The organism is Bradyrhizobium sp. UFLA05-153, assembly GCF_054185185.1.
Genome location: NZ_JBBIAM010000003.1, coordinates 93,640 through 120,101, shown reverse-complemented (window position 1 = coordinate 120,101; position 26,462 = coordinate 93,640). Strand labels below are relative to the sequence as shown.

Genomic DNA, 26,462 nt, shown 5'->3' with positions numbered 1-26,462 from the left:
ATGACGCGCCGCTGAGCCGGGGCCCACGTTGCGTCATCACGGCTGTGGGCTGTGTGGGTCCCGGCTCAGCAGTGCATCGCTGCGCGCTGCACTGCGTCCGGGACACGAGAGCAGCTAAGCCACGCTCTCCAGGAACGCCTCTTCGGCGGCGTGCACGGCATCGGGGGTGCCGACGTGCATCCACAGGCCGTCGAGGCGGAGGCCGAACAGCCGCTCCTGCTCGCCGGCGCGGTCGAACATCTTCGTCAGCGAGAACTCGCCCTTCGGGGCGCCTGCAAATATGGACGGCGAGATGATGGCCGCGCCTGCGTAGACAAACGGCACCACCTGATGCTCGCGGCGCGCGCGCAGGGTGCCGTCCGGCAGCATCGAGTAATCGCCGCGGCCGCCATAGCCGATGCTGCTCGCGGTCGGCGCCATCAACAACAGGATGTCCATCCGCGCCGGATCAAAATTCTCCGCGAGCCGCTCCAGGTTGGAGCGCACGCCGTCGATCCAGAGCGTGTCGGAGTTGACGTGGAAAAACGGGGCGTCGCCCAGCAACGGCAGTGCCTTGACCACGCCGCCGCCGGTGCCGAGCACCTGGTCGCGCTCGTCCGAGATGATCACGCGCGGCCGCTTGCGGCCGGCGACATGGTCGATGATCTGATCCGGCAAATAGTGCACGTTGACCACGGCCTCGGTGACGCCGGCCTGGTCGAGCTTGTCGAGCACATGGTCAAGCAGCGGCTGGCCCGCCACGCTCACCAGCGGTTTCGGCATCTTCTCCGTCAGGGGGCGCATGCGCAGGCCGAGGCCGGCTGCGAGCACCATCGCTTTGGTCGGTTTGACGGACATGCCTGACTTTCTCGAAAACCTCTGGTTCGTGGCCCCAGCAATCCTAGCACGCGGATCAGCCGGCCAAATCGCCATAATCACCTGGGATGACGTTTGTACGACGGGTGTTGCAATCAAGCTCCCGCAGATGTGGACCGCGCCTTTTTCCGCTTGTTGCCCTGTTTGAGGAAGTTGACGCCGATCTGGTCGCCATTGACCCAGGCCAGCTCGCAGCGCCGGTAGGCCAATCCGGTGGACGACAGCAGCAGAAAAAATTCCTTGAGGTGCAGGCCCTCGACCGAGCCCTCGATGGTGAGCTTGGCGCCGGTCTCGCAGACGTCCTCCATCGTGCAATCGCGCCGCCAGGTCCCGTCGATTCCCATCATATGGGCAGGTATCCCGCGCTCGAAGACGACGCGATCGCCTTTGCGTCGTTCGGTGCTCGCTGCCATGCGTCCTCGCTTCCCACCCGTATCTTTGCGGCCTCCAGCGGACGAGATTACGGCTGCGATGGCTAACAGCCGGTAAATCAGCCCTTCGGCGGCGGAACGTTGGCGAGATACCAGACGCGCATATGGGCCAGTGACGGGTGCGCCAGCGAGCGCTGAAGATAGGTCCAGATCCGCGGCTGGTGGCGCAGATAATGCGGCTTGCCGTCGCGGCGGTTGAGGCGCGCAAAAGTGCCGAGAAGGCGCGTGTTCCGTTGCGCCGACATGACGGCGTAGAGCTCGGCAAAGCCCGCCGGATCGAAGCCGGCATCGCCGGCGCGGCGTGCCTTGATGTAGCGCGACAGCAGCGTCAGCTCGAGGCTTTCGGGCACGTCGATGCGGGCGTCCTGAAGCAGCGACACGACGTCGTAGGATTGCGGACCGAGCACGGTGTCCTGAAAGTCGATCACGCCGAGACGTGAGATGCCTGTGCGGTCGGCAAGCCAGATCAGATTGGGCGAGTGATAATCGCGCAGCACCCAGGTCTTCGGCGCCGCCAACGGTTTTGCGAGCAGCTCACGCCACATCGCGAAGAATTCCGCGCGCCTCTCCTCGCTCAGCGGAGCGTCGCGATCTGGGAGGTACCATTCCGGCATCAGCCCGATCTCGATCAGGAGTGCCTCAGTGTCGAAGACGGGAATGGCGTAGTCGCCATGACCGGACAGCGGCAATATCTCCGGCAAGGCCCTGCCGTGCAGCGCGGCCAGTGCGTCGGTCGCGACCTCGTAGCGTTCGGCAATCGGGAGTGGCGGATCGCCCTCGATCACGCCCTCGTTGCCAAAGTCCTCCGTGATCAGGAAACCATGTTCGAGATCGGAATGGTGGATCACAGGCGCTGAGAGACCTTGTGCGCGCAGGCCTTCGTCGATCGCGACGAACGGTTTTACGTTCTCGGCGAGATGCACCGCGGCGCTGTAGGACTTTCCGTTGTAGATCGCGGCGCCGTCGGGGCGCTGCGGAAAATTCATGAGGATGACGATCTCGTCGTCGCGGATCAGCCGCGCATAGGAACGGGTCGAGGCGTCGCCATTCATGCGCCGCCGCGCTGCGCCCATGTAACCGGATCTCTCGAGAAACTCGCGCAGCGCTTTCAGCCGCGCGACCGTCGCTGCGGCCCTGCCGTAGCCGGTGATATCGGCCGCGCGCGCGGTCGATCCGAGCGCGGGCCGATGCGTGAGTGCGATATCGATGCGATCCAGAGGCAAGGCGGACGGCGCGCGCTCCGGCCATTCGACGAGGACGAGCGTGGCATCTGGCAGCGGCGACAGCCCGATCTCCTCGAGCTCGGCTTCGTCCTCGACGCGATAGAGATCGGCATGCAGCACCGGATATGGCGGCAGCTCATAGCCCTGCACCAGCGTGAAGGTCGGGCTCGGCACCTCCAGCGCCTCGTTGTCCGCGAGATAGCGGATCATCGCGCGTGCAGCGGCGGTCTTGCCGGCGCCGAGATCGCCGGAGAGCGTGATGACGTCGCCAGATCCGACCAGCAGTGCGAGATCGGCCATGAGCTGCGCTGTCGCCGTCTCGTTGAAAAGCGCGACGGAGAATGTCGTTGATGCGGTCATTCGGCGGCGTCGCGATGCGCCGCCTGGTCGGTCGGAAAATCGCAGGTCACGGTCGTGCCCTTGCCGACGCTCGAATCCACCCGCACCTTGCCGCCATGCAGCTCGACGAAGGAGCGCACCAGCGACAGGCCGAGACCGGCGCCGCGATGGCGCGAGCCTTGCGAGCGGCTTTCGAACCAGTTGAACACCTTGTCTTTCATGTCGGCAGGTATTCCAGGCCCGGAATCTGTCACGGTGAAGACCACGCTGCGCTCGGTGCGGCGCGCGCTGATGCCGACGGTGGAATCCTGCGGCGAGAAGCCGACCGCGTTGGCGAGCAGGTTATAGAGTACCTGCACCACGCGCTTCTCGTCGCCAATGAAGCTGCCGGCGTCGGGCGCGATCTCGACCTTGAGGCGGATGCGGTCGGTGGCGAGCCGGTCCTGGATACCTTCGGCGGCAAGCTCGATTGCCTTGGAGACGTCGACCGGGCCGAGCTCGAGCTTCATCGCGCCGGCGTCGATGGTCGCAAGATCCAGGATGTTGTTGGTCAGCGCGAGCAGCGCGTTGGTCGATTTGGTGACGTAGTCGAGATATTCGGCCTGCTTCGGCGTCAGCGGACCGGTCGAGGGATCGCTGAGGAAGTGCGCGAAGCCGATGATGGTGGTGAGCGGGGCGCGCAGCTCGTAGGAAACGTGGTGGACGAAATCCACCTTCATCTGGTCGGCGGCTTCCAGCGCCTCGTTGCGCTCGCGCAGCGCGCGCTCGACATTCTCGGTGTCGGTGATGTCCTGGAAGGTCAGCATCGTGGCGCCGTCGGGCAGCGGCCGGATCATGCCGTTCACGACGCTGCCGTCCTTGCGCTCCAGCTTCAGCGGCACGTCGACGCGATTTTCGATCGAGGTGATGGCCTCGCGAATCTGCCGCCAGACATGCGCCTCGTCGAACAGCGGCTGACACCAGCCCTCCACGGCCTGGATGTGCGGCTGCTCGCGCAAGGCCTCGTTCGACAGCTTCCACATCCGCGCGAAGGCCGGGTTCGACAACTGGACCTTGCCGTTGCTGCCGAACACCGCGACGCCTTCGGCGAGGCTGTCCAGCGTCTCGCGCTGCACGCGGATCAGGCCGTCGAAGCGGCGGGCGAGATCGAGGCTCTCGGTGACGTCGTCGAACAGATAGGTGACGCCGCCTTCGGGGCTGGGCGTAGTGACGACGGAGAGCGCGCGACCGTCGGGCAGGAACCATGTGTCATGGGCGGTCTCGACCGCGCGATAGGCCTCGTGCAGCTTGGCCTTCCAGGCGCGGAAATCCGGCTGCTCCGGCAGCTTGCGCGCGGCGCGGAGCTGATCGAGCACGCTGGAATCGTCGGGATTGGCATCGAGGAAGGTACGGTCGAGATCCCAGAGCCGGCGATAGGAGTCGTTGTAGAAGGCGAGCCGCCGCTGTCCGTCGAACACGGCAACGCCGGAGGAGAGCTGGTCGAGGGTGCGGCGATGCGCCTCCGCCATCCGCACCAGCGCCGAGCTCAGCGCATCCGCTTCGCTGGCGTCGATCGCGACGCCGACGCTGCTGTCGCCGACATTGACGGCACGCACGTCATAGATGCGGCGCTCGCCGCCGATCACGATCGGCAGGCGCGAGGTGAAGCTGGCCGCGTCCTTCAGCCCGCGCTCCATGTCGGCGCGGTCGGCGCTGTCCAGGAGCTCGAGCTTGCGCTCCTGGGCATCGATGACGCTTGCCGCTTCGGTCGCCCGCACATAGGCCGGGTTGGCGTAGGCGAGCGCTCCGTTCGCGCTCTTGGCCCAGATCGGCCAGGGACTAGCCGCGGCAAAGCCGCGCAGCATCTCGGTCTCGTCGAGCAGCGCCTTGTGGCGCAGATTGGTTTCGGCGAGCTCGCGCCGGAGTCCCGAGAGTTCGCGAATCCTGACAATGGCCTGGCCGCCGATGGCGCGGCCGATCGCCTCGAGGGTACGGCCGCTCGCGGTGGACAGGTTGAGCTGGAACCCGTCGCCATGTTCGCGCAGCGCATCGACCGCGTGATCCATCTGCAGCGCCGGCTCCGGCGGCAGCCAGGTTCCAAACGCCAGCACGCGCTGCGGCGAGGAGTCACGCGGCAGCACCATGGAGATGTCGCCCGAGATCTGCGCGCGATTGTCGCCCGCGGGCCAGGAGATCAGGATCTGCGGCTCGGCGAACAGCAGCGCGCCGAAGCGGTCGGCCTGGAGTTGCAGTTCCCCGATCCGGGTCTGCAACCGCTCCTCGTTCTTCGCGGTGCGGACGCGGGTCCGCATCAACAGGATCGCGGCGACCACCGAGAAGCCCAGCAGAGCGAGCGCGGTCGCCAGCACCGCGATTTCCTGCCGGTTGAAGTCCAGCAGTGTGGAAAGTGTGTCGACGAGATCGGCGGCATCCGCCGGCGCAGCCGGCAGGAGCGCCGCAAGAGCGCCACCGATCAGGCCGTTGCGCGCCAACGACGTGCACGACAGCAGCGTCCGACGCATCGACACGATCACGCCTGACATCATTGCCCCAAGACCGCACGAATTTGCACCCGGCGATTTCCCCCGCCGCGCGCGAATCAAGAGACAATATCCCCTTCGTGACTCGACCGGTAAGAGTCCAGATCGTGAACGCAAAGGTGGCCCCAAAAAAATGCCGGCCACGCGGTTCCAGGTCCATGTAGTCCTGCGGCTGATTCGGCTGGAGTTGCCACGTGTTAGCGTGTCACGCTGGCCGCCGCGATGGTGGTGCGCTCCCTCTCCCGCTTGCGGGAGAGGGTTGGGGAGAGGGTGTCTCCGCAGAGAGATTCCCAATGAGGAAAGAGCCCTCACCCGCGTCGCTTCGCTCCGCGACCTCTCCCGCAAGCGGGAGAGGTGAAGCCAACTCGCGGCTGTGTCAGCGTCCGGTGGAGCCGAAGCCGCCGGCGCCGCGATCCGTCGCCGACAGCGTGGTGACGGGAACCAGACTGGCCTGAACGACAGGTGCGATCACCATTTGCGCGATGCGCTCGCCGCGCTTGATCACGAACGGCGTATCGCCGTGATTGATCAGGATCACCTTGATCTCGCCGCGATAGTCCGCATCGATCGTTCCGGGCGAGTTCAGCACGGTGACGCCGTGCTTGGCGGCAAGGCCCGAGCGGGGCCGCACCTGCGCCTCGTATCCGGCCGGCAATGCGATCGCGAGTCCCGTCGGCACCAGGGCGTGTTTGCCGGCGGCGAGCGTCAGAGGTTCGCCCTCGGGAACGGCGGCCATCAGGTCGAGGCCGGCGGCCTCGGCCGTCTGGTAGGCCGGCAGCGGCAGGCCTTCGGCATGGCCCAAGCGTTGCAGTTCGACGGTGACCTTCGTGCTCAAGATGCGGGCTCCAGGGATTTGTCGGCCACGCTCTTTACGACATGAGCGATCAGCTCGGTGGCGACCTGTTCCTTGGTCATCACCGGCCAGGAATCAACCGCAATCTCGCCGTCCTCCCCACCGCTTTTGCGGCTGAGCAGATGCACGGTGTTGCGGTCGCCGCCCATCACGCCAGTTGCCGGCGAGACGTCGTTGGCAACGATCCAGTCGCAGCCCTTGCGCGCGAGCTTGGCCTTGGCGTTGTCGATGAGATGCTCGGTTTCGGCGGCAAAGCCGATCACCAGCGGCGGACGCTTGTCGCTGAGTTTCGAGATCGTGGCGAGGATGTCGGGGTTTTCGACGAGTTGAAGCGGCGGCATGCCGGCCGACGTCTTCTTCAGCTTCTGCTCGCCCTCATTGGCGACCCGCCAGTCGGCAACCGCTGCGGCGAAGATGGCGATATCGACCGGAAGCGAGGCCTGCACATGCTCCAGCATCTGCCGGGCCGATTCCACGTGCTTGACCGTGACGCCGTCGGGATCGTTGAGGTCGACCGGGCCGCTCACCAGGATCACCTCGGCGCCTGCGGCCTGCGCGGCGGCGGCAATGGCAAAGCCCTGCTTGCCGGAGGAGCGGTTGGCAATGTAGCGCACCGGATCGATCGGCTCGTGGGTTGGCCCCGCGGTGATCAGCACGCGCTTGCCCGCGAGCGGCCGCGGCACCGGCGGCCGCAGCAGGCGCTCGGCGGCGACGGCGATCTCGATGGCCTCGGACATCCGGCCGACGCCGGCCTCGCCCGCTTCCGCCATCTCGCCGGCGTTGGGGCCGATCATCACCACGCCGTCGCGCTGGAGTTGCGCCACGTTGCGGCGTGTCGCGGCGTTATTCCACATCAGCGGATTCATCGCCGGCGCCAGCAGGATCTTTCGGTTGGTGGCGAGCAGGACGGCGCTGGCGAGATCGTCGGCATGACCGCATGCCATCTTGGCCATCAGATCGGCGGTCGCCGGCGCCACCACGATCAGGTCGCAGTCGCGCGCGAGGCGAATATGGCCGGCGTCGAACTCGCTCTGGGGATCGAACAGGTCGGTATAGACACGCTCATGGGAGAGCGCGCTTGCCGCCAGTGGCGTGACGAATTGCTGCGCGGCCTTGGTCAGCACGCAGCGGACGTCGACGCGCCGCTCCTTGAGCCGGCGGATCAGGTCGAGCGACTTGTAGGCTGCGATCCCGCCGCCGATGATCAGGGTGACGCTGGCCTCGGCCACGGCGCCGGTGCGCGGGGATGGGGGAGCGGGAGACGCCGCGGGCGGCGCCGCGAACGGCGTCAGCGGCTCCTCGCGGCCCTCGATCAGCTCCCGCAGGATGACCCGGACCTCTTCCTCGACCGACCTGCGGTTCTTGGCCGAGCGCAGGCGCAAATAGGTTTTGACGCCTTCGTCGAGCTTGCGGATGGTCAGGCTGGCCATGACGCCCTCCAGCAGGGAATGATGGCAATGCTATCACATCATGAATGCATTGCAATCAATTCCCTCGGATGGCGAGCAGGATTCCGACCAGGGCGAGGGCAATGACCCAAAGGCCAATCGTCTGCCACCGAGCTTTGCGGCCCTCCGCGCGGGCCATTTCCTCGATCGTGTCCGACGACAGCATGTGGCCTTCGCGGGTCATGGTTTCCAGCTGCTCGAGCACTGTCACGGCGCGGCTCGCGATTGCAGGCAGTCCCGCCAGCACCCGGCCGAGCTCGCCGGCGCCGGACATCGCGCCCTGGATGCGGCCGACCGGGCCGAGATTTTGCGCGATCCACTCGCGCACCACGGGATCGGCGGTTTTCCAGATGTCGAGCTTGGGATCGAAGCCGCGCGCGACGCCCTCGACCACCACCATGGTCTTTTGCAGCAGGATCAGCTCGGGTCTGGTCTGCATGTCGAACAGGCCGGTGACCTCGAGCAAAAGCGTCAACAGCTTCGCCATCGAGATTTCTTCGGCGGTGCGGTTGTGGATCGGCTCGCCGATGGCGCGGATCGCCTGTGCAAAGTTCTCGACCGAATGGTGCGAGGGCACGTAGCCCGCCTCGAAATGCACCTCCGCCACGCGGCGATAGTCGCGGGTGATGAAGCCGAGCAGGATTTCGGCGAGGAAGCGCCGCTCCTTCAGGCCGAGCCGGCCCATGATGCCGAAATCGACCGCGACGAGATGTCCCGCATCGTCCAGGAACATATTTCCCGGATGCATGTCGGCATGAAAAAAGCCGTCGCGCAGCGCGTGGCGCAGAAAGCTCTGGATGACCTTGCGGCCGAGGTCGGGCAGGTCGACATGGGCCCCCTGCAGGCGCACGTGGTCGTTCAGCGCGATGCCGTCGATCCACTCCATCGTCAGCACGTTGTGCGTGGTGCGATCCCAATCGACCGTGGGCACACGGAAATCCGGATCGCCCTGCGTGTTCTCCGCCATCTCCGACAGCGCGGCCGCTTCCAGCCGCAGGTCCATCTCCATCGCGACCGAGCGCGACATGGTGTTGATGACCTCGACGAGGCGCAGGCGGCGTGCTTCCGCCGAATAGGTCTCAGCCTTGTGTGCGACGAAGAAGAAATCGGAGAGGTCGCGTCGGAAGCGCGCGGCGACGTTGGGTCGCAGCACCTTGATCGCGACCGCCTTGCGCACGCCGTCGCGTACCACCTCGCCACGATGCACCTGCGCGATCGAGGCCGCCGCAACGGGCGGGCCGAAGCTCGCGAACACCTCCGTCAGAGGACGCTCCAGCGATGTCGCGATCGCGGCTTCCGCCTCAGCTTGCGAAAACGGCGGCAGGCGATCCTGGAGGCTTTCAAGGTCGCGCGCCATGACGACGCCGACGACGTCCGGGCGTGTTGCCAGGAACTGGCCGAGCTTGAGATAGGCCGGGCCCATCCGGGTCAGCGCGCGCGACAGCCGCGGTCCGTGCTTTGGGCCGCGCCGTTCGACGAGGCGGGCAAGCTTCAGGGCGAGTTGTCCAGGCGGCGGCACCAGGCTCGGATCGACGGCGCCGAACACGCCCTCGCGCGCAAACACGATCGCGGCGCGGGCAAGACGCGCAATGTGGGTAATGGCAGAGATCACAAACGCCAGCCTGAATGCAATGCGACGATGCCGCCGGACAGGGTCTGCCAGCTCACGCGGGAGAAGCCGGCCGCGCGGATCATGTCGGCGAAGGCGTTCGGCTTGGGGAATTTGCGGATGGACTCGACGAGATACTGATACGATTCGGCATCGCCCGTGACCATGCGGCCAAGCGGCGGAATCACCTTGAACGAGAACAGGTCATAGAGACGATCGAGCCCGGGCATCTCGACCGTGGAGAACTCCAGGCACAGGAAGCGGCTGCCGGGCTTCAGCACCCGATAGGCCTCGCCAAGTGCGAGATCGATCCGCGGCACGTTGCGGATTCCGAAAGCGATCGTATATGCGTCGAAGCTGCGATCGGCAAAGGCGAGCGCTTCGGCATTGCCCTCGACGAAGTCGACCTGGGTGTCGAGATGCCGCTTCTCTGCGCGCTCGCGTCCCACGGCCAGCATGTTGGCGTTGATGTCGCAGACCGTGGCATGAAAGCCGGAGCCTGCCGCCTTGGCGGCACGGAAGGAAATATCGCCGGTGCCGCCGGCGACGTCGAGCAGCGCGAACGGCCGGTCACTCCGCGGCGGATCGAGCGCGTTGATCATGATGTCCTTCCAGACCCGGTGCAGGCCACCGGACATCAGGTCGTTCATCAGGTCATAGCGCGAGGCGACGCTGTGAAACACATCGTTCACCAGCGTCTGCTTGTCGCTCAGGGGGACGTCCCTGAAGCCAAAATGCGTGGTTTCGCCCGGCCGATCCATTACTCTACTCCACGAGGCGGACCATAGCGCGGCCGCCGCAATGGCGCTATCACACCGCCCTCATAAGGTGAATGCCTGACCATGCCTGAATTGCCCGAAGTCGAGACCGTCCGCCGCGGCCTCCAGCCCGTCATGGAAGGCGCCAAAATCGTCAAGGCAGAGGCCCGCAGGGCCGATTTGCGCTTTCCCTTTCAGCCGGATTTCGTGGCACGGCTCCAGGGCCAGGTGGTCACCGGGCTCGGCAGGCGCGCAAAATATCTCATGGCCGATCTCGCCTCCGGCGACGTGCTGTTGATGCATCTCGGCATGTCCGGCTCATTCCGCGTGATCAAGCCCAATGATGAAAAGTCACCGGGAGAATTTCACTATCCCAGGGGCAAGGACTCCTCGCACGACCACGTGCTGTTTCGCATGTCCTCGGGCGCCGACATCGTGTTCAACGATCCGCGCCGCTTCGGTTACATGAAAGTGATCGCGCGCAACGCGCTCGAGGACGAGCCGCTGTTGCGCGGGCTCGGCCCCGAGCCGCTCGGCAACGAATTCGACGCCGCGATGCTGGCGCAGTCCTGCGCCGGCAAGAAGACCAGCCTGAAGGCCGCGCTGCTCGACCAGCGTGTGGTGGCGGGGCTTGGCAACATCTATGTCTGCGAGGCGCTGCATCGCTCGCATCTGTCGCCGCGCCGGATCGCCGCCACGCTTGCCACGCGAAAGGAGGAGCCGACCGATCATGCCAAGCGGCTGGTCGGCGCGATCCATGCCGTGCTCAACGACGCCATCAAGGCGGGCGGCTCGAGCCTGCGCGATCATCGCCAGACCACCGGCGAGCTCGGCTACTTCCAGCATTCGTTCAAGGTCTATGATCGCGAAGGCGAGCCCTGCAAGACGCCGGGCTGCGGCGGCATCGTGAAGCGCTTCACCCAGAACGGACGATCGACGTTCTGGTGCCCGAAATGTCAGAAGTGAGGATCAAGCTCGCGGCCGAGAAAGCCGTGAGTCTCTGCGCGGCTGACGAACCCACCACGAGCGTCATTGCGAGCGCAGCGAAGCAATCCAGACTGTCACCGCGGAAAGATTCTGGATTGCTTCGCTGCGCTCGCAATGACGGGGCGGATGAAGCCTTCGAATGGCGAAGCGAAGCAATCCGGCCGGGCTGGTGGGCGGATTGCTTCGCAGCTTGGGCGCCCTGCTACCGGAAAACGGGGAGCCCCGCTGTCGTCTGAGCGATCGCCCCGCTCAGGACGCCAGTGTGGCTGTGCCCTTCGACGTGATCTCTGCGGCGGCGTGCAACATTCCGTCGGCGGCCGAGATGACCTGATCGATCAGCAGATTGGTCGTCGTCGCGAGGTTGAGCCGGGTCTCGATCCAATGCCAGAGCCCGCGGATCTCGGCGGCCGACTTGCCGCCGGGCGCAAATTCGTTGACCGCAAGGCCGGCGGCAAGTGAGTCCTGGTGATCGTTGCGCATTACGATCAGCGGGCGCGCGAGCACGTCGGCGAGCTCGAGCGCGGCTTCCTCGCCGAGCGTATTGGCCGCATTGTCGATGCGCTGGCCGCGGATCGGTGTCTGGTTCAGCACGAAGCCGAAGGGCCGTTTCCAGGCGCGGGCGACGCTGAGCGTCGAGGCGGTAGCCTCGATGTCAGCGACCGTGGGCCGGGCCGGGATCAGGCACAGGTCGGAATGGCGAATTGCAGCGGTGGTCGCGGCGCTGAGGCCGGCCGCGGTGTCGACGATCGCGAGCTGCAGGCCGCTCGCCGCCAGCATCTTCAAACGTGGCTCGATGTTGGAGGCCTGGTAGATCGGTTCGACCACGGGATCAGCCGTGGTGCGGCGGCGCTGCCAGTTCGACAGCGTGCCCTGCGGGTCGGTCTCGATCAGGCGAACGCTGAATCCGGCCTGCCGGGCGGCCAGCGCGAGGCCGATGGCAAGGGTGCTCTTGCCACTGCCACCCTTTTGGGTGGCCAGTACGATAGTATGCATAGATGTTGAATCCTCTGGAATGCTCGGGTCTCGGGTAACGCCACGCGAACGTGCATCGATGGTGATGCTGAGCTCTTCTCGCTCAGGACGTGCCCGGCCCGATCCAAAGGGGATCGCGGATGTCCGAATCAACGGTATGATGATGGCGGAATCTGGGATTCCGGCGAATCCGTAGCAATACTGAATCCGTAGTCGTACGTACCGCTCGTGCCCCGGACGCAGCGCAGCGCGCCAGCGGTGCGCTGCTGAGCCGGGGCCCAGAAGCCAATTGCTCAGTTGGGAATGCATGGGTTCCGGCTCGGCGGCGCGGCATTTCATGCCGCGTCTTGTCCGGGACACGAGAGAAGAAGCGTGGCCGTCGCCTGATCGTTACTTCCGCACGCAGATGACTCGCACGACGGCGGCTTTTGCATCCGTCGAGCTGCCATTGCCGGTGACATCGTTCGCCTTCAGGAAATCGCGCACGGCATCGGCAGGCACCATCACGGCCTGCGCGGCAGGCGCCGCGTTGGCGGGGCCGGCGACGACCAACGGTTTCAGCAGTGCGATGCCGGCGAACTTGCCGTCACCATCGATCGTGGCGGCGCCGGAAAATCCGACCGCCGGCGCCGGCGAAAGCGCTGCATCGCCGCCGGTGACGGGCGCCAGCGCAGTCTTGAGGCTCGAGACCGCGGCGCTGCCGCCTTGATTCTGTGGATCGGCGATGCCGATGACATCGACGGCCGTTTTGGCCGCCCCGCTCGCCAGGTTCAGCGGCTTCAATCCGCGCGCTCCGTAGATATGCAGCAGCGCAAGATCGTGCTCCTTGTCCTCCGCGAGCCGGTCGGCATTGCCATAGCCCCCGATGGTGATGGCAAGGCACCCGTCGGTCACGAGACGGTCTGTGATGATCGCGCCGTCTTCGGTAACGACGATGCCGGTGCCATATTCGACGGTTTTCCGCGGTGGTGGTCCCGCCTGCGGCATCGAGGGAAACGCGTTGAAGGCGCTCGATATCGCGATCACGACCGGCTCGACGGTGTTTTCCATGGCCTGGTCGTAGAGGATCGTCATGATCCGCACCTCGTCACCCCTGAAGGTGCCGCGCACGTAAAACTTCTTCAGGCCCTGCAATCCCGACAGCACGAAGAAGTCGGGCTTCACCACCGTGTAATCGACCTTGCGCCCGGCGGGGTCCTTCTTCTCGACTTCCGCGAGCTTTGCGGTGGTCGGGTTCGCCTCCTTGCGGCGGCTGAGCAGCACCTGCACCGTGCCGGTCGGCGAGGTCCATTTCGAGCCGTTGGCGTCGGTCGCCTGCTGCGGCACGAGCTTGCCGGGGATGCCGAGCCGCGCGCCGCTGGTAGGCTCCATCACGATCTTCCAGCCGACGCTCTCCTGCTTCTTGCGCGCCGTCTCGGTGAGTGCGGCCCGCTCCTGCGGGTTCAGCACACCGGTCGGCTTGCCGCCGTTCGCCTTCTGGTATTCCTTGATGGCGTTGACCATGCGCTCGCTGACGTCGCCGGTGATCGCGCCGTTATACTGCCCGACCCAGGCGAGGTCGGATTGCAGCAGAAGGCGCTCCGCCTGCGCCATGGCGTCCGCGGTCTCGGACGGCGTTTGCAATGCGGGACGGATCGGAACGGTCTGGACCGTCTTCGGCCTGGTGCCGGGAAGCGGCGGCGTCGTCATCTGCGCGTGCGCGCTCGCCGCGGTCACCAACACAAATGTTGCCGCGAGCATCGATCTCATGACAAATCCAACCCGGCCATTGAACGTGGGCTCATTGAAGCACATCTCGTTGGTCGCAAACAATCTCGGGGTGGTTCAGGCCTGCGATAGAGGGCGCGAAGCCATGTTCTCATGTCCTCATCCTGAGGAGCGACCTCAAGGCCGCGTCTCGAAGGATGGCCCCGGGTGACATGCGGGCCTTCAGGGTCGAGACGCGCGTTCCGCGCTCCTCACCATGAGGGTCAAGAGAGGAACGACGATGCTGAGTCCCGACGAACTCGAACGCTATGCCCGCCATATCGTGCTGCGCGATGTCGGCGGGCCGGGTCAGGCCGCGCTGAAGCAGGCCTCCGTGCTGGTGATCGGTGCCGGCGGTCTCGGCGCGCCGGCCCTGATGTATCTTGCCGCCGCCGGCATCGGCACGCTCGGCGTGGTCGATGACGACGTCGTGTCGCTCTCCAACCTTCAGCGCCAGGTCATCCACACGACGCCCGATATCGGCCGGCACAAGGTCGAGAGCGCCGCGGAGCGGATCGCGGCCCTCAATCCGCATGTGCGCTTCGTCGGTCACGCCACCTGGCTCAACGCCGACAACGCGCTCGGCCTGATCGGCGATTACGACCTCGTGCTCGACGGCTCCGATAATTTCTCAACCCGCTATCTGGTTTCGGACGCCTGCTTCTTCGCGAAGAGGCCACTGATCACGGCCGCGCTCGGCACCTTCGACGGTTCGCTGACGACAATCCGCGCGCACGAAAAGAACGAGGCCGGCGAATTCAATCCGACCTATCGCTGCCTGTTCCCGGAGGCGCCGCCGCCGGGCACCGTACCGGCCTGCTCGGAGGCCGGCGTGATGGGTGCGCTCGCCGGTGTGCTTGGCTCGATGATGGCGCTGGAAGCAATCCGCGAGATCGTCGGCTTCGGCGAGGGCCTGGTCGGCCGTCTGTTGATGCTGGATGCGCGCGCGATGCGCTTCGAGACGCTGCGCTACGCGCGCGATCCGGCCAATCCGCTCAACGGCGATGGACCCGTCTTCGACGATCTGAGCATCCACCGCGAGTAGTGGCGGGCTTGCTCAGCGCGCGAGCGGCCGCTCGCTGTCCAGATGTGCCATCTGCTCGGCGGCATAGCGCGTGCCGGAGGCGACATCCGGCGGGAAGGCTTTTGCGAGCGCCGCAAGATGCGCCGGCGTCAGTGTCACCTTGGTCGAGCCGAGCGCCTCGGTGAGACGGTTGCGGGTGCGGGCGCCGACCAGCGGCACGATCTCCTTGCCCTGCGCCGCCACCCACGCGATCGCGACCTGCGCCGGCGTGGCACCGATCTCGGTAGCGATCGCACGCAGCGAGTCGACAAGCGCGAGATTGGCGTCGAGGTTCGCCCCGTGGAAGCGCGGGGTCATCAACCGGTAATCCCTGCCGGCCTTGCCGCTGTCCTTTGTCCAGTGGCCGCTGATCAGACCGCGCGACAGCACGCCATAGGCGGTGATGCCGATGCCGAGCTCGCGGCAGGTCTTCAAAATATCGCGCTCGATGCCGCGCGCGATCAGCGAATATTCGATCTGGAGATCGACGATCGGATGTACGGCGTGCGCGCGGCGAATGGTGTCGGAGCCAACCTCGGACAGGCCGATATGCCTGATGTAGCCGGCCTTCACCAGCTCGGCGATTCCGCCGATCGTCTCCTCGATCGGAACATTGGGATCGAGCCGCGCCGGGCGATAGATGTCGATGTAATCGGTGCCGAGCCGCTGAAGCGAATAGGCGAGGAAGTTCTTGATCGCGGCCGGCCGGCAATCGATTCCGGCGAATTCACCGGCGGGTCCGCGCAGCGCGCCGAATTTGACGCTGAGCTGCACCTTGTCGCGCGGGCGATCCTTCAACGCTTCCCGGATCAGCATTTCATTGTTGCCCATGGCGTAAAAGTCGCCGGTGTCGAGCAGCGTGATGCCCGCATCGAGCGCCGCATGGATCGTGGCGATGCTCTCATCGCGGTCGGCCGGTCCGTAGACCTCCGACATGCCCATGCAGCCGAGACCGATCGCAGTGACGGTGGGGCCGGTTGAACCGAGTTTGCGCTGTTCCATGATGGCTCTCCTCGAATGGCGGGCAGGCTGCGCCGCGCGATGAGGTCAGATATGCGCATGGCCGATTACGCCGATAAGCTGGACAATTCAGAATAGCTTGTTCATCATATCGAACAATGGCCGATCCTGACCTGCGTGATCTCGACGTCTTCGTTGCTGTCGCCCGCACCCGCAACTTCCGGCGCGCGGCGCAGGACATTCGCGTATCCGTGTCGAGTCTCAGTCAGCGCCTACGAGATCTGGAGGAGCGCCTCGGCGTCCGTCTGATGAATCGCACCACCCGCAGCGTCGCGCTGACCGAGGCAGGCGAGCTGCTGCTGTCGCGCGTGGCCCCGGCGCTGCGGGATGTTGGTAATGCCCTCGATCAGGTCCGGGGCCTGCGCGAGGTTGCGTCGGGCCGCCTGCGCATCAATGCGCCGCCGCCGGCGGTCGATCTGGTGTTGGCACCGATGGTCGGGCCGTTCCTCGCGGCCTATCCGCAGGTCGATCTCGACATCGTTTCCGAAAGCGGTTTCGTCGACATCGTCAGTGCGGGCTTCGATGCCGGCGTGCGCTATGGCGAGCATCTCGCGCAGGACATGGTGGCGATCTCGCTGAGCGGTCCGCAAAGCTATGTCGTCGTCGCATCACCCGATTACGTCGCGCGGCGCGGCATGCCCCGGCACCCGAAAGATTTGCTCGACCATGATTGCATCCGCGCCCGCTACAGCAGCGGCGTCATGCACGATTGGGAATTCGAGAAGGGCGGCCAGATCATGAAAGTCGATCCACCGGCCAAGCTGATCTCGACCAACATGGGTCTTGCCATGCGTGCCGCGCTGGACGGCGCTGGCATCTGGGCAAGCCTTGATGGCTATGTCGGCGAAGCCCTGAAGTCCGGTGCACTGGTGAGCATGCTGGAGGATTGGTGCGAGCCGTTTCCGGGACCGTTCCTGTACTATCCGAGCCGGCGCCAAACGCCGCCCGCGCTGCGCGCCTTCATCGATTTCGTCGCCGGCTGGCGCAAACGCGAGACGCGCGAACAATAAATCTCAGAGCATGCTCGGTAGCACGCGATCCGGCGGCTTGTGAGCGTCGAGGAAGGTGCGGATGTTGATGATCACCTTCTCGCCCATGTCGACGCGGCCTTCGATGGTGGCCGAGCCCATGTGCGGCAGCAGCGTCACCTTGCCGGCTTTGGCGAGCCGCACCAGCTTCGGATTGACCGCGGGCTCGTGCTCGTAGACGTCGAGACCGGCGCCGCCGATCTCGCCGGCTTCGATCAGCTTGATCAGCGTGTCCTCGTCGGTCACCTCGCCGCGCGCGGTGTTGACGATATAGGCCTCTTTCCGGATCAGCTTCAGCCGCCGTGCCGAGAGCAGGTGATAGGTCGCGGGCGTGTGCGGACAGTTCACCGAGATGATGTCCATCCGCGCCAGCATCTGGTCGAGGCTTTCCCAATAGGTCGCGCCAAGCTCCTCGGCGATCTTCGGGGCGACGGGACGGCGATTGTGATAGTGGATCTGCAGGCCGAAGGCGCGGGCACGGCGCGCCACGGCCTGGCCGATGCGGCCCATGCCGACAATGCCGAGGCGCTTGCCGCCGATGCGATGGCCGAGCATCCAGGTCGGCGACCAGCCCGCCCAGGGTTTGCCTTCCGTGAGCACCGAGGCGCCCTCGATCAGCCGGCGCGGCACCGCGAGGATCAGCGCCATGGTCATGTCGGCGGTGTCCTCGGTCAGAACCTTCGGCGTGTTGGTGACGGTGATGCCGCGCGCATGCGCCGCCTCGACGTCGATATTGTCGACACCGTTGCCGAAATTCGCGATCAGGCGAAGCTTGCAGTCGGGCTGGTTGATGATGTCGGCGTTGATATGGTCGGTCACCGTCGGGACCAGCACCTCGGCCGTGCGCGCGGCCTCCGCGATCTGCTCCCGCGACATCGGGGTGTCGTCAAGATTGATCCGGGCGTCGAACAATTCGCGCATGCGCGTCTCGATCGAGTCCGGCAGCTTGCGTGTCACGACGACGAGGGGTTTTTTCTTGACCGACATGTCCTGCTCTCATGAGGCTTCGCTGGCCGCCTCTGTGGTCAAAGGCTTACCGTTCAGACCTCATTAACCCGGTTGTTCGACACTGGCCTTGCCGCATCGTCCCCGGCGTTTCCTTCAAGCTCTCCCGACGTTTCCGGCCGGAAAATCGGGCCAAACTGGTTTGTTAGACGCTCGTCCTCTCTAGCAGATGGCCGGGCCAAGACAAGAACCACGGCAGCGGAGGGAAAGACCCGCGTGGGGCGGGGAGAGGGACATGCGGCATGGATTTGGAAGTGATTTCTCGGAATTCGGCTCGCTTGCGCCAGGGTTCCGGCAGGAGACGGGTCGTGATGGCGTTGGGGCGTTTTTGGTCGGTGGTGGTGCTCGTCTTGGGTTGGCTGGGCGCATCGGTCAGCCCCGGACATTCGGCCAAGGACGCGGTTCAGACCGCGAGCGGCCTTCCCGTGCCGCGCTATGTCAGCCTCAAATCCGACCATGTGAATGTCCGCGCCGGCCCGACCAAGGACAACGATGTGGCCTGGGTCTACACCCGCGCCGGCCTGCCGGTCGAAATCACCGCCGAGTTCGAGAACTGGCGCCGGGTGCGCGATTCCGAAGGCGCCGAGGGCTGGGTCTATCATTCATTGCTGTCGGGGCGCCGCACCGCGGTCGTCACCATGAAGCACAAGGACGATCTCGCGCCGATCTATGATCGCGCCGACACCGAGAGCTCGGTCGCCGCAAAGCTCCAGGCCGGCGTCGTCGCCCAGGTCAAGAAGTGCACCACAGGCTGGTGCCACGTCACGGGCAACGGTTTCGACGGCTGGATCCAGCAGGAGCGGCTCTGGGGCGTCTACTCCGACGAGCTGGTGAACTGACGCCGCAGGCGTCATCCGGGGGGCGATGCGTCAGCATCGCAATCCGGGATCTCGAGATCCCCCGAAGCGCATTGCGCTCGGAGGTCTGGTGCTCGCGCACCATCCCGGAATGACCACGCAAATAAAAATGGCCGGGACAAGCCCGGCCATGACGATCTCTCGTCCTGTTTCGAGAACTCAGCGCTTCTTGCGCAGGCGCACCACCATGTCGATGCGCGCGATCTCGTAGCCCTCGGGCACGTCGGGCATCTTCGAGAGCGCCAGATGCGGGTCGGGAATGTCGACCAGCTCGTGGCTGTTCTCGAGATAATAGTGGTGGTGCGTGGTGACGTTGGTGTCGAAATAGGTCTTGGTGCCGTCGACGCTGACCTGGCGCAGCAGACCGGCATCGGTAAGCTGGTTCAGCGTGTTGTAGACGGTCGCCAGCGACACCGGAACCTTGGCCAGCGTCGCTTCCTCGTAGAGCATTTCGGCGGTGAGGTGCCGGGCGCCCTTGCCGAACAGCAGCCAGCCCAGCGCCATGCGCTGGCGCGTCGGGCGAAGCCCGGCGGCCTGGAGCATTTCGTTGACGTCGTGCCACGGGCAGCCGGTCAGGGCCGGCTGGCGTCCGGAGTGGAGGGACGCGGAATGGGCGGTTTCGTCATGGTGGTTCGGGGCGCTATCGCTCATTTCCGATTTCAGGGCACGCGAGGAAAAACACTATTGTTCTGCAATATATGGACGGATAGATGCAGATGCAAGTTTCTCGCAACTAGAGCGGTTCTAAGTCGGTCCGGAACCGGGACGAGATGCGATCATTTTACCCTGTAAAGGGCGCTTTGACGCCGGGAGGGCCTATGATAGAGAGCGCGCGGTCCCGCTTAACCGATTTTGGCGCAGCCGGGCTCAACGAGGCTTGGCCCGCGGTCCGTCCGGTCACGCGGTTTTCGCGCCTGACAACGGCGAATGGCGCTCCTTCCGTCGAGAAACGGGGCCATTCTCGCCAAAACTGCCCCATCGGGATTTGAACAGAGGCTCCGGGATGCTGAACAGGCGCAACGGTTACGAATACGAGGATTTGCTGGCGTGTGCCCGCGGCGAGATGTTCGGCCCAGGCAACGCCCAGTTGCCGCTGCCGCCGATGCTGATGTTCGACCGCATCACGGAAATTTCGGATACCGGCGGCGAGTTCGGCAAGGGACTGGTGCGGGCCGAGCTCGACGTCAAGCCGGACCTCTGGTTCTTCGGCTGCCATTTCAAGAACGACCCGGTGATGCCGGGCTGCCTAGGCCTCGACGCGCTCTGGCAGATGGTCGGGTTCTACCTCGGCTGGATCGGCGGCGAGGGTCGCGGCCGCGCGCTGGGGTTGAGCGAGTTGAAGTTCGGCGGCCAGGTGCTGCCCGAGGCCCGCAAGGTCGTGTACCAGGTCGATATCAAGCGCGTAATGCGCTCAAAGCTGGTGTTGGGCATTGCCGACGGGTGGCTTTCGGTCGACGACACGATTATCTATCGCGCCAAGGATCTGAAGGTCGGCCTGTTCAAGCAGGGCACGAGCCTGGGCTGAAGCAAGGCGCATCAATTTGAAGGCGACAACGATTAGGGCGAGGCGGTCATGAGGCGGGTTGTGGTCACCGGGATGGGCATTGTCTCGTCCATCGGAAACAACACCCAGGAAGTGCTTGCGAGCCTTCACGAGGCGAAGTCAGGCATCTCGCGGGCAGAGAAATATGCCGAGATGGGCTTCCGCTCGCAGGTGCAGGGCGAGCCGACGCTCGATCCCGCCGCTGTGATCGACCGGCGCGCGATGCGCTTCCTCGGCCAGGGCGCCGCGTGGAATCACATCGCAATGGAGCAGGCGATCCAGGATTCCGGCCTCGGGCCCGACGAAGTCTCCAACATCCGCACCGGCATCATCATGGGCTCAGGCGGCCCGTCGGCCCGCACCATCGTCGAATCCGCCGACATTACCCGCAGCAAGGGACCGAAGCGTGTCGGACCTTTCGCGGTGCCGAAGGCGATGTCGTCGACGGCGTCCGCGACGCTCGCGACCTGGTTCAAGATCAAGGGCGTGAACTATTCGATCTCGTCGGCCTGTGCGACGTCGAACCATTGCATCGGCAATGCCTACGAGACGATCCAGATCGGCAAGCAGGACGTCATCTTCGCCGGCGGTTGCGAGGAATTGGACTGGTCGCTGTCGGTCCTGTTCGACGCCATGGGCGCGATGTCCTCGAAATACAACGACACGCCCGCCACCGCCTCGCGTCCCTATGACGTCAATCGCGACGGCTTCGTCATCGCAGGCGGCGCCGGTGTGCTGGTGCTGGAAGAGCTCGAGCATGCCAAGGCGCGCGGCGCGCGCATCTATGGCGAGATCGTCGGTTATGGCGCGACGTCGGATGGTTACGACATGGTCGCGCCGTCGGGTGAAGGCGCCGAGCGCTGCATGCGCATGGCGATGTCGACCGTCAAGACCAAGGTCGATTACATCAACCCGCACGCCACCTCGACGCCGGCGGGTGATCCGCCGGAGATCGAGGCGATCCGGAAGGTGTTCGGCGTCGGCGAGAAGTGCCCGCCGATCTCCGCCACCAAGGCGCTCACCGGCCATTCGCTGGGCGCAACCGGCGTGCAGGAGGCGATTTACTCGCTGCTGATGATGAACAACGGCTTCATCTGCGAGAGCGCGCACATCCAGGAGCTCGATCCGGTGTTCGCCGACATGCCGATCGTGCGCAAGCGCATCGACAACGCCAAAATCGGCACCGTGCTGTCGAACTCCTTCGGCTTCGGCGGCACCAACGCCACGCTGGTGTTCAGCCGGCTGGATGCGTGATTGTTTGATTTGGTCATGCCCCGCGAAGGCGGGCCATCCAGTACGCCGCGGCCTCTCGATTTATCACGAACCGTCCTGGAATACTGGATCGCCCGCTCCAGTGCGCAAGTGCGCACAAGGCGGGCGATGACGCCGAAATGGGAGCTATGAGGCGATGGAAGGTCTGATGAAAGGCAAGCGCGGTCTGATCATGGGCATCGCCAATGATCACTCGATCGCCTGGGGCATGGCGAAGGCGCTGCATGCCCACGGCGCCGAGCTTGCCTTCACCTTCCAGGGCGATGCCCTAGGCAAGCGCGTCAAGCCGCTGGCGGAGTCTCTTGGCGTGGAATTGGTGCTGCCTTGCGACGTCGAGGACATCGCCAGTGTCGATGCCACATTCGCTGCCTTGCGCGAAAAGTGGGGCAAACTCGATTTTGTGATCCACGCGATCGGCTTTGCCGACAAGAACGAGCTGAAGGGCCGCTACGCCGACACCAGCCGCGAGAATTTTTCGCGCACCATGGTGATCTCCTGCTTCTCGTTCACGGAAGTGGCCAAGCGCGCTGCCGAACTGATGACGGAGGGCGGCAGCATGATCACGCTGACCTTCGGCGCCTCCATGCGCGCGATGCCGAATTACAACGTGATGGGCGTGGCCAAGGCGGCGCTGGAAGCCTCGGTGCGTTATCTCGCCGCCGATTTCGGTCCACGAGGCATCCGCGTCAATGCGATCTCTGCAGGCCCCATCCGCACGCTCGCCGGCTCGGGCATCGGCGAGGCACGCGCGATGTTCGCTTTCCAGCAGAAGCATGCGCCGCTCCGCCGCGGCGTCACGCTCGACGAACTCGGCGGCTCGGCGCTGTATCTGCTGTCGGATCTGTCCGGCGGCGTCACCGGCGAGGTGCACTACGTCGATTCCGGCTACAACATCGTCCTGATGCCGAAGCCGGAAGATCTGAAGGCGGAATGAGCCTTCCGAGGCCCGACCGGGGCCGCGGCGCCTCCTCGCACCCCACGATCATGGGGCAGACTCGGCAATAGGATGATGTTTCCTGCGCCCGGTAGCGCCGCACGACCGGCGCGTCCCGCGGTTCGGGAGGAATCTTGCCGATGGTGCGTGCGATCTGTCGCGCGGGTGTGCTCGCGTCCATTGCGGGCGCTGCCCTGACCTGCGCGAGCTTCCCTGTCCTGGCACAGTCGGCGATCTGGGATTCGGCCCTGTCCAATACGCACTGGTACGTGCCGACGGCACAATTGCTGGCCTACGCTGCGCCGAAAACCAGTTTTTCGAATCCGATTCCAATCGGCGATCAGACGCTGTGGTCGCTATCCACCGCGACGAATGGATCATTCACCGGGACCAGCGTCGCGCAGCTCAAGATCGGGTCGGCGCTCGTGACCGACACCTCCACGATCCAGGGCTTCGTGACGACGGCGGGGCAGATCACGATGCTGTTCACGCCGACCTCGGGAGGCGCCGTGACCGTCGGCCTCGGCAACATGCGATCTATCAACGGTGTAACGGAGATGGAAATGCAGATGATCACGGGGGATAGCCTCCTCGTGACCCACTGGGCCTATATGCTGCCCTATGACCCCGCGACCTTCACGCCGCCGCCCTCGCAGGCCGTCCCGGCCAATTCGGTGCCGCAATGGGCATGGACGGCCGGCACCCCGTGGCGGATCGTCAGTCCCGCCCTGTTCGGCACGTCCACTCCCGGACGTTTCGTCATCACGAATTATCAGAACGGATATTTCTGGGGCGTCGGTATCGCGCCCACAGGCGGTGCCACCAGTTTCACCCTGCTGGGCTCCGTGACGCCGGAGGGCAACGTTCTCTTCAACACGCTGTCACGCGGCAATCTCACCAGTCTCTATGGGACCGCAAGCGGCGACGCGTCGGGTTCGCAGATGCTGGTCAGCACCTACGACCTGACGGGCAATCCGACCGGCGCGATAGCCTACCTGTCGCTGGTGCAGCCCTATGCCGACACCCTGCGATCCCAGAACAACCGGGCAGGGATTGGCGCGGCCGACACGCTCTACCAAATGTCCACGGCGTCGCTTGGCTGGACGGGCTCCATGGTGCCGGGCTTCCTCGCCCTGGACAATCTGAGCGGTCCGAGCCTGTCCAACGCCATCAATCAGACATTGCCCGTTCTCACCGGCGCGGCGTCGCAGGCGACCTATGCGACGCAGCGCGCGCTTCAGCAGGCCGTCACGGGACGTCTTGACGACATTCGTGGGCTCAGCTCCGGCGTTGTGCCCGAGCGGAACGTCTGGATGAAGCCGTTCGGCGGCATCGTCCGGCAGGGAAGCCTCGATGGCGTCCCCGGATACAACGCCTCCGGCGGCGGCGTAGCCGTCGGCGCGGACGCTGCGATTTCGCCACGCGCGATGCTTGGCGGCGTGTTTGCCTATTCCCGTCAGGCGATCACGGGAAGCGAGGATGCGATTCCCAATCGGCTCGCCATCGATTCATATCAGCTGGGACTCTACGGCGCTTACGCGGTCAGCCGCGACCTTCACGTCGATGCCCAGCTTGACGGCGCGCTCAATGACAATGGAGAAAGTCGCTCGCTGACTTTCATCAACAACACCGCAGCAGGAAACTATCGGTCCTACAGCGCTCACGTCGGTGTTGCGGTCAAGAAGCAGATCCCGCTCGAGGTTGGACTTACGCTCGTTCCGTCATTTCGACTGGACTACGGACAGGTGCGTTCGCCCGCCTATCAGGAAAATGGTGCCGGCGGCTTCAGCCTCAACGTCGATTCGCAAGTCTATCGGGAGCTGACCCTAACGACGGGGCTCAAGGGCGCGTATCAGCTGGCGAGGCAAGCCTATCTCACCGGCGAAGTCGGGATCGGCTACAACGCGTGGAATCGGGGATTACAGATCAGCGCGACATTTGCCGGAGGTGGCACGAGCTTCGTCACCAACGGTCTCAACCTCTCGCCATGGATCTACTCGGCGGGCCTCGGACTGGTCATTGCCGGCAGCAACCGTGTCGATCTCGGCATTCGGTACGGCCTCCAGGCCACGACGTCCGGATTGCTGCAGCAATCCGGTCTGGCCGTCCTTAAGGTCAGGCTTTGAGTCCGACGCAGTCGCCTCACCCCGCCGCGATCTTCTCTGCGCGCTGGAATGCCGGCCGCGCCACGCAGCGGGCGATATAAGCGTCGAAACTGGGGCGCGGCGGCACCAACTTGAACATCCGCACGGCGAAGTTCAGCCCCGAGCCGATCACGATGTCAGCGGCCGTGAACTCGTCGCCAAGGATCCATGGTCCCTTGGCCAGCGCGGTGTCGAGGACGTCGAACACTTGCGTCGCGCTGCCCCAGGCCGCTGTGGAGGTGGGCACCTCGAGCTTGGTGAAGATCTGGATCAACCCGGGCTCGATGCAGGCCGGCCCGAAGAACAGCCATTGCAGGTATCGTGCGCGACGCGGATCGGTCGGCGCCGGCGCGAGCTTCGTCTCCGGATAGCGATCGGCGACATAGGCGCAGATCGCGGCCGCCTCGCCGAGCGCGGCATCGCCATCGACCAGGGCCGGTACCTTGCCCATCGGATTGATCTTCAAGTACTCCGGCGCCTTCTGCGCGCCCGTCGTGATGTCGGTCAGTACACGCTCATAGGGCAGGCCGGTTTCTTCCATCAGCCAGAGCGCGGAGAAGGAGCGCGAGCGGGGCGACCAGTAGAGCTTGATCATGGGATCTCACCTTTCATCGGGACGCGATTTTCCTCGTGCATCGCGCGTCTTGTGCAACTTGGCAAGTCGCTACGGCTGGGGTTGCGATGCATGTTTCACGCGAGATGTTGGTCAACGCTCCCTTTCCGCACGCTTTGGTACAACGTCATCAAAATGCACAAGACACTGAAAATGAGCCTGCAATCGCCGCTGGCGTGTCGCAGACGCTTTGGTCGATGGACGATCTCTGCGAGAAGATGGACGCTGTTGCGCCGAAGCCTGGAAAGCGCAGCCCCTACAAAAAGCACGTTGCCGTCACTCTCTAAAGGCCGTGACGCGGATTTCGACGTGCATCTTGGGGTCGCCAAGTACCGCGACGCCCAGGCACGTCCCGGCTTATGATCGGGCATCCGAAGGCGAAACTGCCGCGCCATCTCCGCTGTAGCTGCAAGGATCGTCCCGTCCGGTTCCGGCGTATGGTATGAGTTGATGTGAGCGACGTTTGCCCAATCAAGCCCGACCTCATTCAGCATGAAGGCCACATTATCGAAGGCTTGATTGATCTCTGCCTCAATCGGAACGCCGACCGGGAAATCGAGCGTATCAGGATGCCAGCCGCCTTGGCCGGATAACTCAACTCGGCCATCGGTCTCCAAGACCATCGAATAGCTGTATTCTCTGGCGTTCTTTTCGCCCCAAGCGCCCGGAGAATTAAGCTTGAACCTCGCCACATTGCTCTCCCGTCGCGAGCATCGCGAGCCTATCGCAGGCAGCCCTTCATTTCAAACTAGGACACTACCTGGCAATCGATCGACGCTGTTCTTTCTGCGCCACCGATAGCACTTCATCATGAAGCCCGTTGCCGTCGCGATCTCTTCCCGCTCGAACATGAAGCCCTCGCGCTCGTACCAGCGCCAGGCCTTCTCGTTCTCACGCACGCAGCGCAGGACGATCTCGTCGGGCAACTGCGTCCGCGTGAAGGCGAGCAGCTGCCGGCCGAGCGAGCGTCCCTGATAGCTTGGCGCGACGAAGAGCATGTCGAGATAGAGTTTTGGCAGATGCAGCGCCAGCATGGCGGCGATCACGCCATGATCATCGGCGACAAAGAGGCTCCAGCCATCCTCGATCTCGCGCCGCACGCGCGCGCGCAGGTTCGCGAGCAGGAAATTGCTTGCCTCCGCCAGGCCGGTCGAGACCCAGCTCTCCATCCACACGCGGGCGATCTCGTCGTATTCGTGCGGCTCGGCAGGACGGATGACCGGAGTGGACATGGGTATGATCG

The 26,462-nt window shown here is 64.8% G+C and carries 24 protein-coding genes; 8 read left to right on the top strand and 16 right to left on the bottom strand.

Features of this window, described 5'->3' with window-relative positions:
* Positions 1-114 precede the first annotated feature (114 nt).
* From Q2941_RS03225 to ubiE, 8 genes are all read right to left on the bottom strand, one after another.
* Positions 115-837: a nucleotidyltransferase family protein gene (locus Q2941_RS03225; protein ID WP_027528298.1), complete on the bottom strand. Its 723-nt coding sequence runs from the start codon at positions 835-837 to the stop codon at positions 115-117.
* Between the two features lie 113 nt (positions 838-950).
* Entirely contained in the window at positions 951-1,268 is a 318-nt protein-coding gene (locus Q2941_RS03220) for a pilus assembly protein PilZ (RefSeq protein ID WP_027528299.1), read from the bottom strand.
* Between the two features lie 77 nt (positions 1,269-1,345).
* Complete coding sequence (gene tsaE / locus Q2941_RS03215) at positions 1,346-2,869, bottom strand: tRNA (adenosine(37)-N6)-threonylcarbamoyltransferase complex ATPase subunit type 1 TsaE (protein ID WP_458191639.1); 1,524 nt, start codon at positions 2,867-2,869, stop codon at positions 1,346-1,348.
* Positions 2,866-5,370 (bottom strand): PAS domain-containing sensor histidine kinase, encoded by a 2,505-nt coding sequence (locus Q2941_RS03210; protein WP_027528301.1) that lies wholly within the window; start codon positions 5,368-5,370, stop codon positions 2,866-2,868. The genes tsaE and Q2941_RS03210 overlap by 4 nt, the downstream gene beginning before the upstream one ends.
* A 373-nt stretch (positions 5,371-5,743) precedes the next feature.
* On the bottom strand, positions 5,744-6,202 hold the full coding sequence (dut, locus tag Q2941_RS03205) for a dUTP diphosphatase (RefSeq protein ID WP_458191638.1): 459 nt from the start codon (positions 6,200-6,202) through the stop codon (positions 5,744-5,746).
* Positions 6,199-7,650: a bifunctional phosphopantothenoylcysteine decarboxylase/phosphopantothenate--cysteine ligase CoaBC gene (gene coaBC / locus Q2941_RS03200; RefSeq protein WP_458191637.1), complete on the bottom strand. Its 1,452-nt coding sequence runs from the start codon at positions 7,648-7,650 to the stop codon at positions 6,199-6,201. Before coaBC ends, dut begins: the two co-directional genes overlap by 4 nt.
* 55 nt (positions 7,651-7,705) lie before the next feature.
* On the bottom strand, positions 7,706-9,280 hold the full coding sequence (gene ubiB, locus Q2941_RS03195) for a 2-polyprenylphenol 6-hydroxylase (RefSeq protein ID WP_254109761.1): 1,575 nt from the start codon (positions 9,278-9,280) through the stop codon (positions 7,706-7,708).
* Positions 9,277-10,038 (bottom strand): bifunctional demethylmenaquinone methyltransferase/2-methoxy-6-polyprenyl-1,4-benzoquinol methylase UbiE, encoded by a 762-nt coding sequence (gene ubiE / locus Q2941_RS03190; protein ID WP_027528305.1) that lies wholly within the window; start codon positions 10,036-10,038, stop codon positions 9,277-9,279. Before ubiE ends, ubiB begins: the two co-directional genes overlap by 4 nt.
* 81 nt (positions 10,039-10,119) lie before the next feature.
* Here ubiE and mutM point away from each other — a divergent pair, with 81 nt between their 5' ends.
* A complete protein-coding gene (gene mutM, locus Q2941_RS03185; RefSeq protein ID WP_027528306.1) occupies positions 10,120-11,001 on the top strand; it encodes a bifunctional DNA-formamidopyrimidine glycosylase/DNA-(apurinic or apyrimidinic site) lyase in 882 nt (293 codons plus the stop codon).
* A 270-nt stretch (positions 11,002-11,271) separates the two neighbouring features.
* Here the strand turns inward: mutM and Q2941_RS03180 are convergent, their stop codons facing one another.
* Together Q2941_RS03180 and Q2941_RS03175 are read right to left on the bottom strand one after the other, a co-directional pair.
* Complete coding sequence (locus Q2941_RS03180; RefSeq protein WP_458191636.1) at positions 11,272-12,015, bottom strand: nucleotide-binding protein; 744 nt, start codon at positions 12,013-12,015, stop codon at positions 11,272-11,274.
* Between the two features lie 369 nt (positions 12,016-12,384).
* Entirely contained in the window at positions 12,385-13,743 is a 1,359-nt protein-coding gene (locus Q2941_RS03175) for a serine protease (protein WP_458191635.1), read from the bottom strand.
* Positions 13,744-13,981: 238 nt separating this feature from the next.
* On the opposite strand from Q2941_RS03175, the gene Q2941_RS03170 reads away from it, so the two are divergent.
* The gene (locus Q2941_RS03170) at positions 13,982-14,785 is read left to right on the top strand and encodes a HesA/MoeB/ThiF family protein (protein ID WP_027528309.1); all 804 of its coding nucleotides are present in this window, start codon (positions 13,982-13,984) and stop codon (positions 14,783-14,785) included.
* Between the two features lie 12 nt (positions 14,786-14,797).
* Here the strand turns inward: Q2941_RS03170 and Q2941_RS03165 are convergent, their stop codons facing one another.
* A complete protein-coding gene (locus tag Q2941_RS03165) occupies positions 14,798-15,805 on the bottom strand; it encodes an aldo/keto reductase (RefSeq protein ID WP_458191634.1) in 1,008 nt (335 codons plus the stop codon).
* Between the two features lie 116 nt (positions 15,806-15,921).
* Between Q2941_RS03165 and Q2941_RS03160 the strand changes: the two genes are divergently transcribed.
* The gene (locus Q2941_RS03160) at positions 15,922-16,833 is read left to right on the top strand and encodes a LysR family transcriptional regulator (RefSeq protein WP_027528311.1); all 912 of its coding nucleotides are present in this window, start codon (positions 15,922-15,924) and stop codon (positions 16,831-16,833) included.
* A 3-nt stretch (positions 16,834-16,836) separates the two neighbouring features.
* Here the strand turns inward: Q2941_RS03160 and Q2941_RS03155 are convergent, their stop codons facing one another.
* Positions 16,837-17,838: a 2-hydroxyacid dehydrogenase gene (locus Q2941_RS03155; protein WP_027528312.1), complete on the bottom strand. Its 1,002-nt coding sequence runs from the start codon at positions 17,836-17,838 to the stop codon at positions 16,837-16,839.
* Positions 17,839-18,167: 329 nt separating this feature from the next.
* Between Q2941_RS03155 and Q2941_RS03150 the strand changes: the two genes are divergently transcribed.
* Positions 18,168-18,695, top strand: a complete 528-nt coding sequence (locus tag Q2941_RS03150) for an SH3 domain-containing protein (protein WP_458191684.1) — start codon at positions 18,168-18,170, stop codon at positions 18,693-18,695.
* 177 nt (positions 18,696-18,872) lie between these two features.
* On the opposite strand, the gene irrA is transcribed toward Q2941_RS03150, so the two are convergent.
* Positions 18,873-19,364, bottom strand: coding sequence for an iron response transcriptional regulator IrrA (irrA, locus tag Q2941_RS03145; protein ID WP_027528314.1), 492 nt, complete (start codon positions 19,362-19,364; stop codon positions 18,873-18,875).
* A gap of 352 nt (positions 19,365-19,716) precedes the next feature.
* On the opposite strand from irrA, the gene fabA reads away from it, so the two are divergent.
* The 4 genes from fabA to Q2941_RS03125 all read left to right on the top strand — a co-directional run bounded on the left by fabA (position 19,717) and on the right by Q2941_RS03125 (position 24,588).
* Entirely contained in the window at positions 19,717-20,238 is a 522-nt protein-coding gene (fabA, locus tag Q2941_RS03140; protein WP_027528315.1) for a bifunctional 3-hydroxydecanoyl-ACP dehydratase/trans-2-decenoyl-ACP isomerase, read from the top strand.
* Positions 20,239-20,286: 48 nt separating this feature from the next.
* A complete protein-coding gene (fabB, locus tag Q2941_RS03135) occupies positions 20,287-21,510 on the top strand; it encodes a beta-ketoacyl-ACP synthase I (RefSeq protein WP_458191633.1) in 1,224 nt (407 codons plus the stop codon).
* Between the two features lie 154 nt (positions 21,511-21,664).
* Positions 21,665-22,462, top strand: a complete 798-nt coding sequence (fabI, locus tag Q2941_RS03130) for an enoyl-ACP reductase FabI (protein WP_027528317.1) — start codon at positions 21,665-21,667, stop codon at positions 22,460-22,462.
* 140 nt (positions 22,463-22,602) lie between these two features.
* Positions 22,603-24,588: an autotransporter family protein gene (locus Q2941_RS03125; RefSeq protein ID WP_458191632.1), complete on the top strand. Its 1,986-nt coding sequence runs from the start codon at positions 22,603-22,605 to the stop codon at positions 24,586-24,588.
* Positions 24,589-24,604: 16 nt separating this feature from the next.
* Here Q2941_RS03125 and Q2941_RS03120 read toward each other — a convergent pair whose 3' ends face one another.
* The 3 genes from Q2941_RS03120 to Q2941_RS03110 form a co-directional block, all read right to left on the bottom strand.
* Positions 24,605-25,201 (bottom strand): glutathione S-transferase family protein, encoded by a 597-nt coding sequence (locus Q2941_RS03120; RefSeq protein ID WP_027528319.1) that lies wholly within the window; start codon positions 25,199-25,201, stop codon positions 24,605-24,607.
* 95 nt (positions 25,202-25,296) lie between these two features.
* The gene (locus Q2941_RS03115; protein WP_458191631.1) at positions 25,297-25,911 is read right to left on the bottom strand and encodes a Rid family hydrolase; all 615 of its coding nucleotides are present in this window, start codon (positions 25,909-25,911) and stop codon (positions 25,297-25,299) included.
* Between the two features lie 51 nt (positions 25,912-25,962).
* Entirely contained in the window at positions 25,963-26,451 is a 489-nt protein-coding gene (locus Q2941_RS03110; RefSeq protein WP_027528321.1) for a GNAT family N-acetyltransferase, read from the bottom strand.
* Between the last annotated feature and the right edge of the window lie 11 nt (positions 26,452-26,462).

Coding starts and splice junctions, on each gene's coding strand:
- Q2941_RS03225 (WP_027528298.1), bottom strand. CDS start 837: ATGTCCGTCAAACCGACCAAAGCGATGGTGCTCGCAGCCGGCCTCGGC.
- Q2941_RS03220 (WP_027528299.1), bottom strand. CDS start 1,268: ATGGCAGCGAGCACCGAACGACGCAAAGGCGATCGCGTCGTCTTCGAG.
- tsaE (WP_458191639.1), bottom strand. CDS start 2,869: ATGACCGCATCAACGACATTCTCCGTCGCGCTTTTCAACGAGACGGCG.
- Q2941_RS03210 (WP_027528301.1), bottom strand. CDS start 5,370: ATGTCAGGCGTGATCGTGTCGATGCGTCGGACGCTGCTGTCGTGCACG.
- coaBC (WP_458191637.1), bottom strand. CDS start 7,650: ATGGCCAGCCTGACCATCCGCAAGCTCGACGAAGGCGTCAAAACCTAT.
- ubiE (WP_027528305.1), bottom strand. CDS start 10,038: ATGGATCGGCCGGGCGAAACCACGCATTTTGGCTTCAGGGACGTCCCC.
- mutM (WP_027528306.1), top strand. CDS start 10,120: ATGCCTGAATTGCCCGAAGTCGAGACCGTCCGCCGCGGCCTCCAGCCC.
- Q2941_RS03180 (WP_458191636.1), bottom strand. CDS start 12,015: ATGCATACTATCGTACTGGCCACCCAAAAGGGTGGCAGTGGCAAGAGC.
- Q2941_RS03175 (WP_458191635.1), bottom strand. CDS start 13,743: ATGAGATCGATGCTCGCGGCAACATTTGTGTTGGTGACCGCGGCGAGC.
- Q2941_RS03170 (WP_027528309.1), top strand. CDS start 13,982: ATGCTGAGTCCCGACGAACTCGAACGCTATGCCCGCCATATCGTGCTG.
- Q2941_RS03165 (WP_458191634.1), bottom strand. CDS start 15,805: ATGGAACAGCGCAAACTCGGTTCAACCGGCCCCACCGTCACTGCGATC.
- Q2941_RS03160 (WP_027528311.1), top strand. CDS start 15,922: ATGGCCGATCCTGACCTGCGTGATCTCGACGTCTTCGTTGCTGTCGCC.
- Q2941_RS03155 (WP_027528312.1), bottom strand. CDS start 17,838: ATGTCGGTCAAGAAAAAACCCCTCGTCGTCGTGACACGCAAGCTGCCG.
- Q2941_RS03150 (WP_458191684.1), top strand. CDS start 18,168: ATGGCGTTGGGGCGTTTTTGGTCGGTGGTGGTGCTCGTCTTGGGTTGG.
- irrA (WP_027528314.1), bottom strand. CDS start 19,364: ATGAGCGATAGCGCCCCGAACCACCATGACGAAACCGCCCATTCCGCG.
- fabA (WP_027528315.1), top strand. CDS start 19,717: ATGCTGAACAGGCGCAACGGTTACGAATACGAGGATTTGCTGGCGTGT.
- fabB (WP_458191633.1), top strand. CDS start 20,287: ATGAGGCGGGTTGTGGTCACCGGGATGGGCATTGTCTCGTCCATCGGA.
- fabI (WP_027528317.1), top strand. CDS start 21,665: ATGGAAGGTCTGATGAAAGGCAAGCGCGGTCTGATCATGGGCATCGCC.
- Q2941_RS03125 (WP_458191632.1), top strand. CDS start 22,603: ATGGTGCGTGCGATCTGTCGCGCGGGTGTGCTCGCGTCCATTGCGGGC.
- Q2941_RS03120 (WP_027528319.1), bottom strand. CDS start 25,201: ATGATCAAGCTCTACTGGTCGCCCCGCTCGCGCTCCTTCTCCGCGCTC.
- Q2941_RS03110 (WP_027528321.1), bottom strand. CDS start 26,451: ATGTCCACTCCGGTCATCCGTCCTGCCGAGCCGCACGAATACGACGAG.